Source organism: Helicobacter felis ATCC 49179, from assembly GCF_000200595.1.
GTDB classification, from domain to species: domain Bacteria; phylum Campylobacterota; class Campylobacteria; order Campylobacterales; family Helicobacteraceae; genus Helicobacter; species Helicobacter felis.
Genome location: NC_014810.2, coordinates 1,569,823 through 1,586,087, shown reverse-complemented (window position 1 = coordinate 1,586,087; position 16,265 = coordinate 1,569,823). Strand labels below are relative to the sequence as shown.

Sequence of the window (16,265 nt, the reverse complement as noted above, 5' to 3'; positions counted from 1 at the left end):
AGTCTTAGAAAATTAATTTCTCATAAGTGATAAAAATTCCCATGTCTTTAGCGCTCTCATCAAGTTGCAGATGGGTAGAACCTATCTGCCAGTTGATGTCATGAGGCATGAGTGGAATATCAACCCCCCACTTGATAATATTTGTGGAAAACTGGAATCTAAGACCTAAATCTACATCTAGGTTATAAGAAGTGCGCCATAGATTTTTATTACCCGCACCCAAAATAAATTCTGTGAAACCTCCCTCTAAACCAGCAAACACTCCATAAAACAAGTGAGATCTATCGTCTTTGGGCATATTAAAATCGTAGATCAAATTTCCACCCAAATCCATTTGGACATCCTGCAGGCGTTTAAAGAATGAGAGATTATTATAGGTAGGGCTATGCATGTAGCCATAACCTAACGAAGCGTTGAGTGAAAAACCAAAATGACGGCTAAAAAAGCGTTGGTAGCCGGCCATCAGGCTACCTGTAATATTTATGTTGTGATAAAAAGCATTGTTAAAAGCGCGCGTCATGTTTGAGAAATTGGGACGGGTGGCAAATTGAGGGGTGCTTAAGCTGGCTATCTTGGCAAAGTTAAATCTATAGTTAAAATTTGGGCTAGGGAGCGGACTTACTGGTGGAACTGGTGTTGGGGGCGTGGGATCTGCATAGGGGTTTTGTGCGCGTGGAGGAATTGGAGGACTAGCAGAAAGAATATGCAAATAACATTCGTAGGCACTAATAAGACTTGCTTTAGTATCCAAAATGTTTTGATTAGACCCACCGCCTAGCATAGAGATCTGTATGGCTTCTTGATAGAACCACGATTGGATTTCTACCAACTGGTATTGAGTGGTGGGCAAAATTCCATCTAGATTGGGCATGCTGTTCTCTATACAGGTGATGAAATCTTGCAATGACAAGCTCACTTGCGTCCCCGCCCCACATTGCCCAGCCACATTGTAACCCCTTTGTTGATATTGACTAAAAGTTTGGGAATCCCATGGCACATTTTTTAATATCTCTTTGTTTGCGCTAATCATTGCATTGATCGTGTTAAAATTATTATTGATGGATGTGAGATTATTTAAAAAAGCCGACCATGAAACCACCTTAGTGATTGGGTTTCCTTGATTGTTAAATTGAAGCGCATCTTTTTTGATATTATTGATCAAATCGCCTAGTATTTGGTTGTAATTATTGACAACCCCTGAGGCTGTGTCGTATTGTTGTTTCTCTTGGTTGTATTTCTGCTCTTCCTTTTGATACTGGATATTTTCTTGTTGGGTTGTCTGGTGTTTTTGAAGAGCATCTTTATAGACAGTTTTTGCATTAGCCAACGCTTTATTGTAGTCGTTGATCATGTCATCAACTTCATGGGCTAAATTCTTAGACCCCTCTTGCAAAGTTTTTAGAATATTGGCATATTCTGCGCTGGCTTGCTGGACTTTTGAAGTGTCTGGAATCTGCTTGTTGGCTATCATCGCATTGAGCGCTTCAATTTCTTGTGCTATCGCCTGCTCTAAGGCATTATCCTGACTTTCAAGTTTGCCCAAAAACGAAGATAAAGGGCTAAGATCGTTTATATTAGTCGTGATAGAAACTTGGTTATTTTGGATCTGATAAGCCACTTTGCTATCTTTTAAGACATTTTCTAGGGCCTTGATCGCTGCGTTATTTAAATTAGTCGTCAATTTATCAATATTGGTATTGAGTTGTTGCTGCAATGCAAAAGCCTTAACTTCAGTATTAGAAGAGCTGGAGGCATTTTTCTGCGACATTTCATAAGAAGGGCTTGCATTTTTCAAGTCCAATTGTCCCCCTATAAAAAACCCATCGCGCACATCAGCAGACACCGCGCTCAATACAAAAAACATGAATAAAAATCTCTTAAGCTGCAACATGTTTTACGATCTACTCATTTAGGTTAATGATAAATCAACAGCAAGTTTAGAAATAATGTTTATCTTCTCTTTTTGCGCAAAAATTGACAAAAACTACTATAAACTTCACTTTGGCTACTTTATGTTAGAATCGCGAGTTTGGGTTCTTATGATAGAACATAAAAAAATGGGTTTTTAAAGCAATGGTGGTGTCGCTTAGGAAGGGCAGATTGTGAATTTATCCAGCCTTAGAATCGGGACAAAGCTTGTTTCTCTCATCATCGGGGTCTTGCTTGTCATTTTCATCATCCTCTCTTTGGTGATCACCTACAAATCTTCTGAAACTTTGCAAACAGAAGCTTACAAGACCCTCTATAATGTCGCCAAAAGACATGCCAATCGCATCACCCCTGCTTTCAATCAAGGTTTTGCCCTACTAGAAACCTTAAAGGCGACAATTCAGACCTCTATTGCCCATAACTCTTTGCGTGAAGACGAATTGATTAGTTTTATCCGCACGGCCTTTGATGAGGCCAGTTGGTCGGATTATTGTTTCCTCTATCTTCCCCGCGCAGCTTTCAAAGACAGAGGCGACCAAGCTATCCCCGGCTTTAAAGATGTGGGATACCTTAATAAAAAAGAAGGCTTTTACCTTGCGCTCAAAGACACAGATGTCTCTCAAGTAGGCGGGATTGCTCCCCTCTCAATTGAGCAGAGTTCTGGTTTTTTCAACGACCCCAATGTCAAAGAGGCCATGCTAGCTAATAAAAACACCTTGAGTGAACCTATGCGCGTCAACATTGCTGGGGATGATGTAACCTCTGTGATCGCCACAGTGCCCATTCAAGATAAGCAAAATCGGGCCGTGGGTTTTATCAGCTTTTCGATCAATCTTGCCAAAATGCGCCAAGAAATCATCTTGGAAAAAACAAGCTCTGTTTATCAAGGTGATATCATTGCAGTCGTCTCTTCTACAGGCCGGGTTGCCGCCTTCCCCAATACCAATATGATTGGTAAATCTTTACTAGAAGTTAACCCGGGACCTTTGACAGAGGCTATTTTAAAGATCGTCAAGGAGCATAAAGAGGGGGTGTTTCCCTATATCAATATTAGACATGAACAATCTTTTATCGGACTGGTAAATTTCAAAGTATGGCGCGACATCGATCAATTTTGGTCAGTCTTTATTGTCGCTCCTAAACACTCTATTTTTAAACCTAAGGAAGAATTAACCAAGCTCGTTATCACGACCGCATTTCTTTCTCTCATCATTGCAGGGATATGTGTGGCTTTACTGGCCAATAAAATCATTTCAGCGCGCCTCTCTGTCGTGTTGGAGGGGTTAATTTCCTTTTTTAGGTTTTTAAACCACGAAAAAATTTCTCTCAAACCTTTGAAAATCCAAAGCAATGATGAGTTGGGGCAGATGGTGAGCGCTATTAACACCAATATCCAAAAGATCCAAGTATCTTTAGAAGAAGACGAACAAGCGGTGTCCCAATCTGTCAACACGGCTAAAATCATAGAATCGGGCGATTTGAGCGCGCGCATCACGCAAATTCCTGCCAATCCCCAGCTCAAAGAACTCAAGAATGTTTTAAACACCATGTTAGATGCCCTAGAACGCAAGGTGGGGAGCAATATCAATGCGATCAACGCCGTTTTTGAAGCCTACAAGCAATTTGATTTCACTGCTGAAATCCAAAACGCTAAGGGAACGGTGGAGACAACCACCAACATGTTAGGCCAAGACATCCGCCAAATGCTCAACGCCTCTTTTGCTTTTGCCAAAGAATTATCCTCACAAAGCGCGGTTTTAAAAGAATCTATGCAAACCCTCTCTCAAAGCAGTGTGTCTCAATCTAACTCCCTAGAAGGGACTGCTAGGCAAATTGTCCAGATTACAGCCTCTATGCAGAGCACCAGCGCACAAACTACGGAAATTAGCAAACAAGCCCAAGAGATCAAAAACATTATTGGCATCATCCAAGACATCGCCGATCAGACCAATCTCCTAGCTTTAAATGCCGCCATCGAAGCTGCGCGCGCGGGCGAGCATGGCAGGGGTTTTGCAGTGGTGGCCGATGAAGTCAGAAAGTTAGCTGAGAGAACTGGGAAATCTTTAGGGGAAATAGAGGCTAATGCCAATGCATTGATTCAGAGCATTGATGGGATTGTTTCTAATATCCAAGAACAGACTATGGGAATTGAGCGGGTGAATGAAACAGTTGAGCAACTAGAGATTGTGGTGCAGGAAAACGCTCAAATTGCCCTAGACACCGACCAAATCACCCAAAAGGTCAATGACATCGCTAAGGAAATTTTTGACGATGTCAAGAAGAAAAAGTTTTAAAGCGCCGCACAAACGATAAGCACATTCCAAAGAATGACCAAGCCACTCGATGCTCATGGAGCAGTGGGGGATTGCGTTTTTAACACATGGTTGCCACAATAAACTCTCTTGCGCCTAGTGTCAAACTTTGCGCTCAAAAGATTTTTACTCTCTAAATTATCCTTTGTGTGAATACCTGCTAAGGGCAATAGAGTGTGGATGAGATCATCGCTCATAAAGGGTTTATTGAGCGCTTGGGCGAGTTGCTGGACCTTTTGAGGGTGTTTCTGCTTGAAGAGGTCGCTAACATAGATTACAAAGGGGATTTCTACCCCATAATCAGAACAGCGGTGGCCATAGGTATCACTGCTCTCAAAAATATCTTGGGCATGATCGGAGAGATAAACAATCACCGCGTCTTTATCTTTGAAAAGTTTAAAAATCTCTTCTAAGACATGGTCTGTGTAGTAGAGCGAATTGACATAGTCTGCTACAATTTGTTTGTCTTGCTCATTTTTGACATGCAAACCTCGATAGGGAATTTGTGCTGGGGTGAATTTGGCAAAGTCTTTGGGGAAGCGCGATGTGTATGTGGCATGGCTTCCAAAAAGATGGAAGAGGATGAAATTCTTAGAAGCCAGCTTGGATTTTGCACGCTGGTTAAACGCCTCAACTAACCACTCATCTAAGGTCGCATTAGGGACATCTAGGGGACCATTACCCCAAATACGATGCGTGAAGGGGTAGGACCATAGGGCAAATGATCGGTTATTCTCCAAGTCATCCTGCGCATCAATCCAAAAGGTTTGGTAGCCTGCTAAGTTAAAAATACGCCCCAACTTTTTCTGCAAAAACCAAGGCGTGGCACTATTTTCTACATCACCATAGTTGAGCAGAGTTTTAAAAGTGCTGTAAGTGTTAGCAAAGGCAGAGATCACATCCCTAAAGACAAAGAGATTTTGCGCATCATCTCTAGCTAAGGCACTCAAAAAAGGCGTGTTGGGCACGCCATAGCCATAAACCCCCATGAAATTCCTCGAAGCACTCTCTCCTACAATCAAAACCACATTAGACACACTATCAGCATCCACATGCACATAGTCTTTAGGGTAGGGTTTTTTGAGACTAGAGTATATTTCCTTGCTCTGCGCGTATTCTTTCAAATGAAATACAATGGCATAGATCTCTTTGACAACAGGAATCACTCGTGTGGGGATGTTGGGGTTGATCAGGAAACTATGGCGTTTTTGTAAATAAAATGCTCCAATATTGTGCGCCCAAAAAGCCACAAACAGAACAAGAAAAGTTTGGAGGCTTTGTTTAATACTCAAAATCAACTCAAAACGCACAAGATATAAGAAACCTGCACAAGCTGCTAAATAACCTAAAACAAACCCCATATGAGGAAACACCATACTTTGCAAAAATTCGCGACTCTCTCTAATATTGGTCGCTAAAAGAGTGCCCACTAGAGAAGGGGTAAAGCCCATGTGGAAGTAATAAGAGGCAAAGAAATCTATAAAGTTCAGACTTAAACTTAAAATTAACATCGTATTTTTTAAGAATTGAACCAACTTGGGAAACCTAATCCACTCCACAAGAAAGTAAAACACATAAAACACAAGCAGGCTATAAAAAGCCACTTTAAGCACATGCCAAAACATCCCCTCCCACACTTGCACATCTACTGAAAAAAAACTTGCCACAATGGGAGCAAGCCACATCAACCAAAAACGCCTATCTAAAACCATGCCAACAAACCTCAAATTAACTTAATGGCGCACATTTTACCGCGACTTCATTTGAAGTTTTGGATTTGATTACCTGCACCACCACCGCGCTGGAAAAAACACACCACATCCTCATTTTTAGCTTATTTTAATATTAAATACTTCAAAATTCTAAGGATTCTTGATTGTCTTGATTAATCTTTAGCGCATCTTTATCGATTGTCTTGATTTTCTCGATCGCAAATTTTACTCTCAAAAGGACCTTCTATGCCATTTGCTTCTCTAAAAAACTGGGGGGGGGGGGCAACACTTCTAGCTTCTCTCTTCCTCTTTTCGGCTTGCACTACAAAAATAGGGAGCATTAACCCCAACCAACCTACCGACCCCAAAATGCAATCCGTTTATGGGGTAGCCTGTAAAGCTTTCACATGGCCTTATGGCAACAAAGATGATGATGAGCTTAAACAACAAGCCATGCAACAAGTCAACACTCAAGCACAGGCTTATGTAACTGCTGCTAATGCCAAAGAAGCAGAGCTAGCTAATGTTAATATCACCAAAAACATTTGGCCATGGTTTTGGGGACTTATGGGACAGAAATGTGTAGAGGCAAGAGGTTATGCTATTCCTAAAGGTTTATCTGCTCAAGCGCAGGCACAAGCAGATGCCGAAAAAGCAAATAAGGAAAACAACACCACAAGTTGTGAAGGATGGAAGTATGTACCAGACCTTGAAAGTGTCATCACCGATTCGCTTGATGGAGAAGGAGGAGCACCCATGGTCAGTCCTGCAAACGCTAAAAACGCTTTAGAAGCTTTTACAAGAGACTCTAAAAGTAGCGATCTACACACCAAAGCATGCGCTTTAGAGGGTTTGGGCACTCTTTATTACACTGGCGTAGGTGTCAAAAAAAACAAGCGTAAAGCCATTGAACTTTTCGAACAAGAGGGCAAACTGGGCTATGGCAATGGCTATCGGGTCTTGGCAGACATGTTTAGGACTAAGGATATTAAAAAATCAGAGCACTATCTAGAATTATGTAAAACCACCTCTCATAAGCCACCCCATCAACCAGGTGAAGATGGCGATAGTTGCCAACTCACAGATTTGCGTGGGTGATGATCTATCCCCATAAATCAGAACTTGTAATCCCCTGGCATAAGCGTTTTTGTGCGTGAAGTTCTTAGTCACGATCTTCATTGTCGCGCTTTTGTGTGCAGGGTGTTTGGATCACAAACCAAGTCCAAAGCCCATAAGCGACCAAGCTAAACCCCAAAAACCCGATCCCACACCAAAAAACCTTTCAGTCCCAAATCCAGCTACACTTCCGCAGCCACACACCGCGACTAAACCAAACTCCAATTCTAAAGTCCAACCAAACCACAAACCATTAAATTCTCTCGCTCCACAGGCACATCTTAAAACATCTTCGACTCCAAAATCCATCGTTATACCCATAACCCCTCTTCCTGCACCCCAAGAGCACAAAGTCTTAGAAAATCCAGTTCAAATCAATAACTACTTACAATTAGCTCAAAGAGCTTATGCCTATAAAGACTACGACAAGGCTAAAATCTATTACCAAAAATTAGCCGACTTAGGGGATGCTAGGGGTTATTATGGTCTGGGTGTAGTGTGGAGCACTTATTACTACGATGATCAAGATGAAGATGTCCCGCCTGATTACCCTAAAGCCTTAAAATACTTACAAAAAGCTGCTCATTTGGGCAGTGCTCAAGCGCACATCAAACTGGGCGACTTTTATGCAGAAGCCAAAGGGGTGTTTTTAAACCCCAAAAAGGCAATTGGGCACTACCAACGGGGTGCAGAGTTGGGCGACCCACAAGGTTATTACAAGTTGGGGGTTTTATACCGCGATGGCAAGGGCATCTCCCAAGACCTCCAAAAAGCGATTTCCTATTTTCAAAAAGCAGAAGATCAAGGAAGCGTGCCCGCAGGATTGGCTTTGGGCGCGCTTTTTCGAGACAGCGCGAACCCCCTCCAAGCTCTAAATCACTTTAAAAAAGCAGCCAATCTTGGTAGCGCGTTCGCCCACACTCTTTTAGGAGACATGTATGCTAATGGCTATGGCGTTTCTGAAAATCTTAAGCTTGCCAAAGAGTATTACAACAAAGCCAAGCACACCTCAAAACTTCTTGTGGAAAAAGAAATTTTATTTGATCCTCTCCGTCTTCCCCAAAGAGCTAGTTACTACTCTACTAAAAACACTTTACCCATTCCCTCCCCCAGCAAACTCAAAAACTCTTATTTAAAACATTGGTACACGCCTTGGAAAGCGATGAAAGTCATCCCACGCAAAGAAGTCTTTTGGACACGCTATAGTCTTGCCACCCCTGGTTACAAAGAGGATGGCACGCACCACGATCTCAAAGTTTTGCGGCACATTGAAACAGACATGGACATTGCGCATTATCCTAATGCGCACCTAAGAGGGGTGATTGTGGCTAACACTTCCGTGCGCGCTGTCCCTACAACTCTAGCCTACTACCCCACACAACGCGACTACCCCTCTGATCTTTGGCAAAATTCGATGATTTTTGCGGGCACTCCTGTGCTCATCACACATTACAATAAAGCCAAGACCTACGCCTTAATCCAAAGCAGTTTCACCATAGGGTGGGTGCGCATCCAAGATGTCGCTCCCATTAGGCCAAAAACGATTGAAAAGATTTTACACATCCAAAATTACCTCACTCCTTTAATAGACACAATGCCCAATGCCCGCATGGGACAAATTTTTCTTAAGGTCCCGCACACTCCCAATCAGATCTACACTTTTACTAGGAATCCACAAGGTTTTGCGCAACTTACACAAATCACCATTAATCCCCAAAATTTCACCTCTTTTCCTAGAAAATTTACCACTCAGACTATGGCAAAAGTTGTAGACACCCTACTAGGACAAAGGTATGGTTGGGGTGGAATAAATCAAAATCGCGATTGCTCAGCCTTCACCCGCGATAGCTTTGCGGGTTTTGGAGTGTTTCTGCCCAGAAACTCTCTAGCTCAGGTGCGCTACGCTCATAACACCATCGATCTGCATAAAATGTCTGCTTCTAAGAAAGAAACTTATATCATCAAGCACGCCACGCCATTTGCCACGATTCTATGGCTCAAGGGGCATATTATGCTGTATTTGGGCACTTATCACAACCAAGCCATTGTGGCACATAATATTTGGTCTATTTCTATCTCTAAAACCCATAAACCCACACACCTCTATCATGTCGAAAAAGCCGTTATCACCACCCTGAAATTGGGAGCAGAACATAAAAATTTTACGGAAAAATCCACTTTTTTAATCGATCGCATTGAAGCCATGTCTGATCTTTATGCTAGGCAATTCCACTAAAAGGTGGCAATCAGTTGGGTGTAGAGCGCGCTTCTGTCTTGATACCCACCTACACAATAATTCGAATTGGGATTGCAAAAAGCGTTTAAACCCGCCTTATAACCCTTATTTGTGTGCACACCATAATAGGAAATATTGAGCAATGCTTTTAAAAATTGTGTAATTTGGTAACCTAAAGACAGGATCACCCGTCCCTCATAAGAAACCGGCGCGCTACTCCATTGCCAAGTCATGTTCCATGTGAATTTATTCTTAAAGTGGATACCTCCATAGGCAAAAGCTCCGGTAATGGCATCGGCTTTTAAAGCCGTGCCCACATATCCCGCCCAAACACTGTTGCCATAAAATTCAATCCCGGCTGGGTTACCCGTGTTACCAACCCAAGCATTGGCGTTACCAAAATTCTTATAAAAAGTCCCCGTAATGTAGAATTGATCAAAATCAAAGCGTTGGCGGATGGTAAGACTTTGTCCCTCAGCACTTACGGGAGTGTCGTAGCGATAGATGGCACCCCCGGTTTTATTAATCACCATCCAAGGGGGATAGAAGGCAAATAGAGCGATGAGAATCGTATTAGAACGAAAACCCTTGCTATTAAAGTTAGGATCACTATCCCAACCCACCTTAAAACCTGGTGCATTAAACATTTTAGGAAAGAAATAGAAAAATCCCTCTAGAGAGAAATGGTGCTTTTTATAGCTGAGTTGCACGGCATGCGTGCCTAAGGAGACCTTGTGCCCATGGGGAGTGTAACCCCCTTGAGCGTTTTTAGTGTAACCTCCGCTATAAACCACTCGAGGAGCATACCAATCCCATATTAAAGGCCCTGTGGAGAAAGCTCGCCCCCAGGAGCTAAACCACCACAAGCGCACTTCCTTATATTGACCAAAGACTTCAAAGCCCTCTGTTTGTCCGCTTTCATATGGGGCCTTGGAATTATAACGGCCCATTTTAATCCCAAAGTGATTTTCATATTCGTATTCTAAATACGCGTCACTAAAAACATAAAGACGGCTTAATTTAGAGATTTTGCTGTTTTTGATGGCGACTGAATCGCTTTGCACAACATCGGCTTTTCCGCCATAAAACCCATTATAAAAACCAAATCTTTGATACACTATTGAACCGCTTGAAAAATGTTTAGTCCCATCATAGAGCACGCCACCTACCATTCCTCCTATAGACCCTTTGAGATGATGGCCTTTACCCTCTAGTTTTTGTGGCAATAAAGAAAAATCTAAGGAGAGATACCCTGAGATCGTGGCGTATCGTTGCATAGGGTAGATGCCCTTGTTTTGGTTGATGGGGGTTTCATTAAAACCAATGGTAGAAGCTTGATTGGCAAATCCATGCAATTTGTAACTATAGGCTAGGCAGAAATTTGTAAATATCAAAACATGCAAAAGGATTTTGTAGAATTTTTGGTACATTTGTTTTAGTGTGAACATCTTTCTCCTTATAGCATGAAACAATGGATTCTAATATTTTGGTTTTGGTTGGTGTCTTTAGAAAATCTTCAATGTGGATATTCTGGTTAGTTGTAGCAGGAAGCGGAAAATATGTAACATTTACCGATCTTATGGCGTGTCTTCTTGATGGTTAAAATGTCTTATAAACGCGCTTTAAAGGTGTCTGAGACCCCGATGTTTGAATCTCAGAATGGTGGTTAACATGTGACGCATTAAGAAAAATTTTTCTTAATATTTTCATAGTAATTGATTAAGTTTATCTTTATTTAATCTTTTTCTGTTCTTAAAGTTTTTCTTATTTTCTCATTTATCCTCTAATTTCAATAATGCATGATAGAGCGTTTATATTGTTATGGCAGAAACTAAAGACATGAGGTGGGCAAATTAAGAGCATTACCTTTTGCAAGAGTTAAGTTTTAATGACATTTTAAAAGAACGGTTTTTCTTTTTGACTTTTTTTTGACTTTTGGCTGTGAAGCGTGTGTTAAAATTTCAAAGATTTTCTTAGCAAGATCATTGATTTTTGAATGACTGTAGGGAATTTTGGTGTCTTTTACATTCTGTGTCTCTAAGTGGTCTAACCTCCATCACTCATTTTTACCCATAGTCCAACTTCCTTCCAAGGCAAGATGCAATATTTTAATTTTGCTTTAGTAGGCTTTGCATAGAAACTTAAAAAAATCTAAAAAATGCTTAAAAATCCAATTTATCCTGTTTAACTCCAAAATCCGCTCAAATCGCTTTAAAACCTTTAGACTATATTCGGATATTCTCAACCTCTAACTTTTCGATTTATGGGCCATTTAAAGCGATTTAAGAGCTATCTTTGTTTTATCTTTACTCTTAAAATCTTGATGTTTCTAAAAATCGTTAAATTATTTCGTGTTCCATGCCTATCACCTCTTGTTCTGAAATGGGTTAAACAAAGCTTTTCACAGGTTTTGGTCTGCTTCAAATCGAAGTTTGTTTTTTCTTGACCTCAAAATACCTTCATAAACCCCTCTAAAATGCCCCACAATCGATGAAATACCCTAGAACCATACCAAACCCTGTTTGAGTTCCAAAAGCGTTATATGAGCATTCTAAGCTCAAGTTTTTATCTCAAGAGCTAAGGGGGGTGTGGGGGTTTCCCCCACAGGCAAATGTAAGCAGTGCGTTAGCGCTGCATTCCAAATTGTGCCAAGTTTAAAACTTGAACCTGAAGCGTTTTTTGCTCGCGCGCGCGTTTAAGACTTTGTAATATTTTGTAAATATTTTGTAGGCGTTTTTTTTTTTTTTCGTGTTTCTTTTCAAGCCCGCAAAATACGCACCTCGCGAGCCAATTTTAAGTTTTTTTTAAGCGTTTTAAGGTTGATTTAAGGGGGAAATTCGGCGATTTAAGGGGGAAATTCGGCAGATTTAAGGGGGAAATTCGGCAGATTTAAGGGGGAAATTCGGCGATTTAAGGGGGGTAAAAAATAAAACTTCTCTTTTGTGGTAAAATAGGTCGAAATTTGAGCTGTAAAAGGACCTAAAATGACTATTTTGGAACAAAAACAAGCTTTGGGTGATGAAATTAAACAGATCCAGGTGCTCATAGACCTAGAAACAGACGCTACTCTCAAAAACATTTTGGAACTCAAACAAAACGCATGTCTAAAAAAACTCGTGGCTCTAACTACAGCCTCTAATTTGCCAACACCCACTCAAGAGCCACAAAAAGAAGAGTGCTCGCAGGTTCTTCTGCAAAACAACCAGTCCATGCACAAAGACCAAGTAGTCATTGAAGAGTCCATGCCAACTCGACCTGCGGAATCAGAGATGGCTGTTCAAAATGACATAACGGAAAGCCCTCAAAACTCTAAAGCTGTCCCTATTAACCAGATATCTATTGTCCATCCTGACCAAGTGGCCATTCACAACGATATCTACAAGGTCAATCTGGGCAAAATGGGCGCATGGGAGAGTAATTTACTGTTCTCTCTATTCAGCCGATTCAAGGATCAACAAGACACCTGCATCCAATTCACATCCCAGGAGGTTAAAGAGCTGATCGGCGCGCCAAAAATTGATGAAACCAACTTATTGCGAATAGTAGAAACCCTTTGGAAAAATGTAAGAACCGCCAACTTTTGGGAGATTGTCCGCTTTGTAGAAAATGGCGAGGAGCTAACAGAAAGAACAAATTACTTCTTATTCAAGCATTTTACCATTACATCAGACAAAACCCCTAGACTTAGGTACATAAAAGTTGGCATCAATACCCCATATTTCACTCATCTACTCAACGATCTCAATGCCAACTTCACCTCCTTCCAGCTCAAAACTTTCTTGTCTTTACGAAGCAAATACGCCAAAACTTTGTACCGACTCTTGGTGCGGTTTGAGGATATAAAAAAGAATTGCATGTGCGATGTGTTCACTTATAAAAACGACTTTAATGGGTTTAAAGAGTTCATGGGCATTCCCAAAAGTCTATCCATAAGGGATATTGATGAATATATTTTAAAACCCGCCTGCCGCGAACTTGCTACACCCTTTGAGGAAGGCTATGATCCTAAAAATCCTAATCGAGATTTGCCTTACGAAACCATCTTTTATGTGAAAGAAAAAAAAGGCAGAGGCAATAAAGTCGTTGGCATTACCTTCCACTTCATGCCTCATCCCCATGCAGACATGCAAAAGGAAATTCTCAAACGCCACACTCAAAATCGCATCCAAGACACCATAGTGAAGGTACAGAGCAAGAAACGCAAGGAGGAGAACGAACAAGTCATGGCGCAAAGGAAAGCCCAACAAGGCTATTATAACAAGCAAGAGCGCAAAAGCATTGAGAGATTCTGCGGATTGAGAGGTTCGCTTTACATCCAAAACCCTGAACATATTTTTCAAAATGTCAAACTAATTAGCACCCTCACACGCTTAGGAGATAACCCTTCCATTGTGTGCTTATTCCAACTAATACCAACACATCCTAAAGATCGCATCTATGCGAGTTATTGCACGGAACATTTGGAACGCTTTGATGTTAATAGCCCGGATTGTTTCACGCACATTTTTAAAGATCATGAGGATTTTTTGAATAACTTCGTGAAAGATGCGCAGTAGATAAGAGTAAAGGTCTTAAAATGCGTAGAGAGTTTTTAGTCATCTAGGGCGTGGATTCTCAGATTCAAGGGAACACCATCATAACTTCTGGCAAAAATAGTTAGGCGACCACAAATGATCTTCTCATAATTATGCTAAACTCCAAGAATGCAGATTGATGAGGGTTTTAAATGCTGCTTGTTCCCTACACACACAATCAAAAAGCTTTGCTCACGCCAAAAAAAGATGACCAAGAAAACTAAACTTAGGGATATACAGCAAAAGAGTGGCTTGAATGGCCCTGTTCTCCATGCCCTATTCTACCAAACCCCCTAATTCTTACCATGCGAACTTCCTTGAGGAAGGGCGATTCACCTTGGGAGCCTTGATTGCGCTTGTTTAGTGGTTTGAAATTACAAAGCAAGATTATCTTAATGGTTTCTATCCCCCTGATCGCTCTGTTGTGCTTTATGTTTTGGGAATTACACGGCACCTACAATATTTTGGCACATAATAAAGATTTGGCATGCCAAATAGAGGTGTCTAAATACCTGTCTTCTTTGGTGCATGAGATGCAAAAGGAGCGGGGGATGAGCGCGGGTTTTTTGTCCAGCGGTGGGGTGCAATTTGCCAACACTCTCTTAGAGCAAAGAGAGCGCACGGATGAAAAGTTACAAAATCTCAAAAAATTTCTAGATTCTGCTTCGGGCTTGGACTCCAAGTATCTACAGACCTTGCGAAAGGGGCTTGATTTTTTAGCCAAACTGCCACAAGTGCGTAGCTCGATGGAGACTACAGATAAAAAAGCGATTGTAAACAGTGTGGTTGCCTACTACACACAGAGCATCAAGATGTTTTTAGACACTGTGCTCAAATCTATCAAGATCATCCATAATTCCAAAATTTCTAGTGCTGCGATGGGCTATATTAGTTTTCTTTATGCCAAAGAGATGTCAGGACTGGAGCGCGCTACAGCCAATCGTATCTTTATTACCAACACTCCTGCTAACCCCCAATACGCAAACTTCATCACTCTAGTCGCCAAGCAAAGCGTTTTTGATCAATATTTTCTCTCCTTTGGAGATGCGCCCAGTGTAGCACTATTCCATCAATTTTCTAAGGATTTGAGTTTCCAAGAAGTAGAAAAAATGCGCCAAATTTTGAGGGAAAAATACCTTGTGGGAGGGTTTGGTATCGACCCTTCTCTGTGGTTTAACACCATCACCAAGAAAATCGACCTGCTCAAACGCGTAGAGAATAGCATTAGCGCCCATATTACAGAACTCACTCAAGCAGAGATTGCCAAGAACACCCGCTATTTTATCTTTCTGGTGATCTGCGAAGTGTCGCTAATTCTCATCACAACCTTCCTATCTTTCTTGGTGGTGCGCAGTATTTTTAAAAGATTACAAAATGTCAACAAGACATTAGGGCACATCATAGAAAATAAAACCTTCACAGACAAGATCAACATCACAACTAATGACGAGATAGGCTTGATGACCAAGTCGGTGAACGTGTTCATAGAATACATGCGAGACACACTGCAACGAATCTTTAAAGAGGTGCAAAACAACACCGCGATATCTAAATCTCTAAGCGCGATCTCCAAAGATCTTGATTTAAACTCCAAACAAATAGAGCAGATCAGCCATAACAACACAACTCTAAGCCATTCTAGCCGACAAATCCTAGATTCAAGCGTGGCGGTCTCCACTGCCACAAGAGAGCTTTTAGAAGGCGTGCTTCAAAATGTGTCCGAAACGCAAGCGGCGGTGGCTGTGATCAATGAGCAAGTCCAGCGCAATATGACTTATGAAGAAAATGATGTGGCGCACATGCAATCTTTATCCACAGAGGCGCAAAACATCCAAAGTGTCTTAGATGCCATTACAGATATCGCCGATCAAACCAATTTACTTGCCTTGAATGCTGCCATTGAGGCGGCTAGAGCAGGGGAGCATGGGCGTGGGTTTGTCGTGGTGGCAGATGAAGTGCGGGCTTTGGCGGAGAGGACACGAAAAAACATCACAGAGAGCGCATTGATTGTCAATCACATCTTAGAATCCATTGCCAAGATCAATCAGGATAGAAAAGATAATTTAGTGCTCATGCAGACTCTAGTCCAGCGTTCAGTCCATATGCAAGATCAGGTCAATCATCTCTCTAACACGATTGCAAGTGTAGTGGATCAGTCTCTAGTCAATCTCAATAACATCCACGAAATCAACCAGCACACGACAAGTATCCTTGAAAACGGGGACAAAATCGCTTCTTGTGTGCAAGATTTGTTAAAAATTAATGATTCGATGCAAAAGGCCTCTAGTGAGCTTAAACAACAAACTATCGATTTGAGCGGATTTTTGAACGCGTTTAGAGTTTGAGTTTAGCCCTATCTTGCGCGCTTTTTCATGCACTTAAATCT

The 16,265-nt window shown here is 41.4% G+C and carries 8 protein-coding genes; 5 read left to right on the top strand and 3 right to left on the bottom strand.

Features of this window, described 5'->3' with window-relative positions:
- Positions 1-4 precede the first annotated feature (4 nt).
- Positions 5-1,891: a hypothetical protein gene (locus HFELIS_RS08620; RefSeq protein ID WP_148229953.1), complete on the bottom strand. Its 1,887-nt coding sequence runs from the start codon at positions 1,889-1,891 to the stop codon at positions 5-7.
- Positions 1,892-2,102: 211 nt separating this feature from the next.
- Here HFELIS_RS08620 and HFELIS_RS09525 point away from each other — a divergent pair, with 211 nt between their 5' ends.
- The gene (locus tag HFELIS_RS09525; protein WP_013470049.1) at positions 2,103-4,223 is read left to right on the top strand and encodes a methyl-accepting chemotaxis protein; all 2,121 of its coding nucleotides are present in this window, start codon (positions 2,103-2,105) and stop codon (positions 4,221-4,223) included.
- Positions 4,224-4,276: 53 nt separating this feature from the next.
- Here the strand turns inward: HFELIS_RS09525 and HFELIS_RS08825 are convergent, their stop codons facing one another.
- On the bottom strand, positions 4,277-5,953 hold the full coding sequence (locus HFELIS_RS08825; RefSeq protein WP_013470048.1) for a phosphoethanolamine transferase: 1,677 nt from the start codon (positions 5,951-5,953) through the stop codon (positions 4,277-4,279).
- 246 nt (positions 5,954-6,199) lie between these two features.
- On the opposite strand from HFELIS_RS08825, the gene HFELIS_RS08615 reads away from it, so the two are divergent.
- Together HFELIS_RS08615 and HFELIS_RS08820 are read left to right on the top strand one after the other, a co-directional pair.
- Positions 6,200-7,051, top strand: a complete 852-nt coding sequence (locus HFELIS_RS08615) for an SEL1-like repeat protein (protein WP_013470047.1) — start codon at positions 6,200-6,202, stop codon at positions 7,049-7,051.
- A 55-nt stretch (positions 7,052-7,106) separates the two neighbouring features.
- On the top strand, positions 7,107-9,305 hold the full coding sequence (locus tag HFELIS_RS08820; protein ID WP_158305101.1) for an SH3 domain-containing protein: 2,199 nt from the start codon (positions 7,107-7,109) through the stop codon (positions 9,303-9,305).
- On the opposite strand, the gene HFELIS_RS07955 is transcribed toward HFELIS_RS08820, so the two are convergent.
- Positions 9,302-10,753 carry an outer membrane family protein gene (locus HFELIS_RS07955; protein WP_013470045.1) on the bottom strand — a complete coding sequence of 484 codons (1,452 nt, stop codon included), beginning with the start codon at positions 10,751-10,753 and terminating at the stop codon, positions 9,302-9,304. The genes HFELIS_RS08820 and HFELIS_RS07955 overlap by 4 nt on opposite strands.
- 1,536 nt (positions 10,754-12,289) lie before the next feature.
- Here HFELIS_RS07955 and HFELIS_RS07950 point away from each other — a divergent pair.
- A complete protein-coding gene (locus tag HFELIS_RS07950; protein ID WP_013470044.1) occupies positions 12,290-13,861 on the top strand; it encodes a replication initiation protein in 1,572 nt (523 codons plus the stop codon).
- Between the two features lie 368 nt (positions 13,862-14,229).
- Positions 14,230-16,224 carry a methyl-accepting chemotaxis protein gene (locus HFELIS_RS07945; protein WP_013470043.1) on the top strand — a complete coding sequence of 665 codons (1,995 nt, stop codon included), beginning with the start codon at positions 14,230-14,232 and terminating at the stop codon, positions 16,222-16,224.
- Positions 16,225-16,265: the final 41 nt, after the last annotated feature.

What these genes read in the sequence shown, in the direction of transcription:
- HFELIS_RS07955 (WP_013470045.1), bottom strand. Translation starts at nt 10,753, where the DNA reads ATGTTCACACTAAAACAAATGTACCAAAAATTCTACAAAATCCTTTTG.
- HFELIS_RS08825 (WP_013470048.1), bottom strand. Translation starts at nt 5,953, where the DNA reads ATGGTTTTAGATAGGCGTTTTTGGTTGATGTGGCTTGCTCCCATTGTG.
- HFELIS_RS07950 (WP_013470044.1), top strand. Translation starts at nt 12,290, where the DNA reads ATGACTATTTTGGAACAAAAACAAGCTTTGGGTGATGAAATTAAACAG.
- HFELIS_RS08615 (WP_013470047.1), top strand. Translation starts at nt 6,200, where the DNA reads ATGCCATTTGCTTCTCTAAAAAACTGGGGGGGGGGGGCAACACTTCTA.
- HFELIS_RS08620 (WP_148229953.1), bottom strand. Translation starts at nt 1,891, where the DNA reads ATGTTGCAGCTTAAGAGATTTTTATTCATGTTTTTTGTATTGAGCGCG.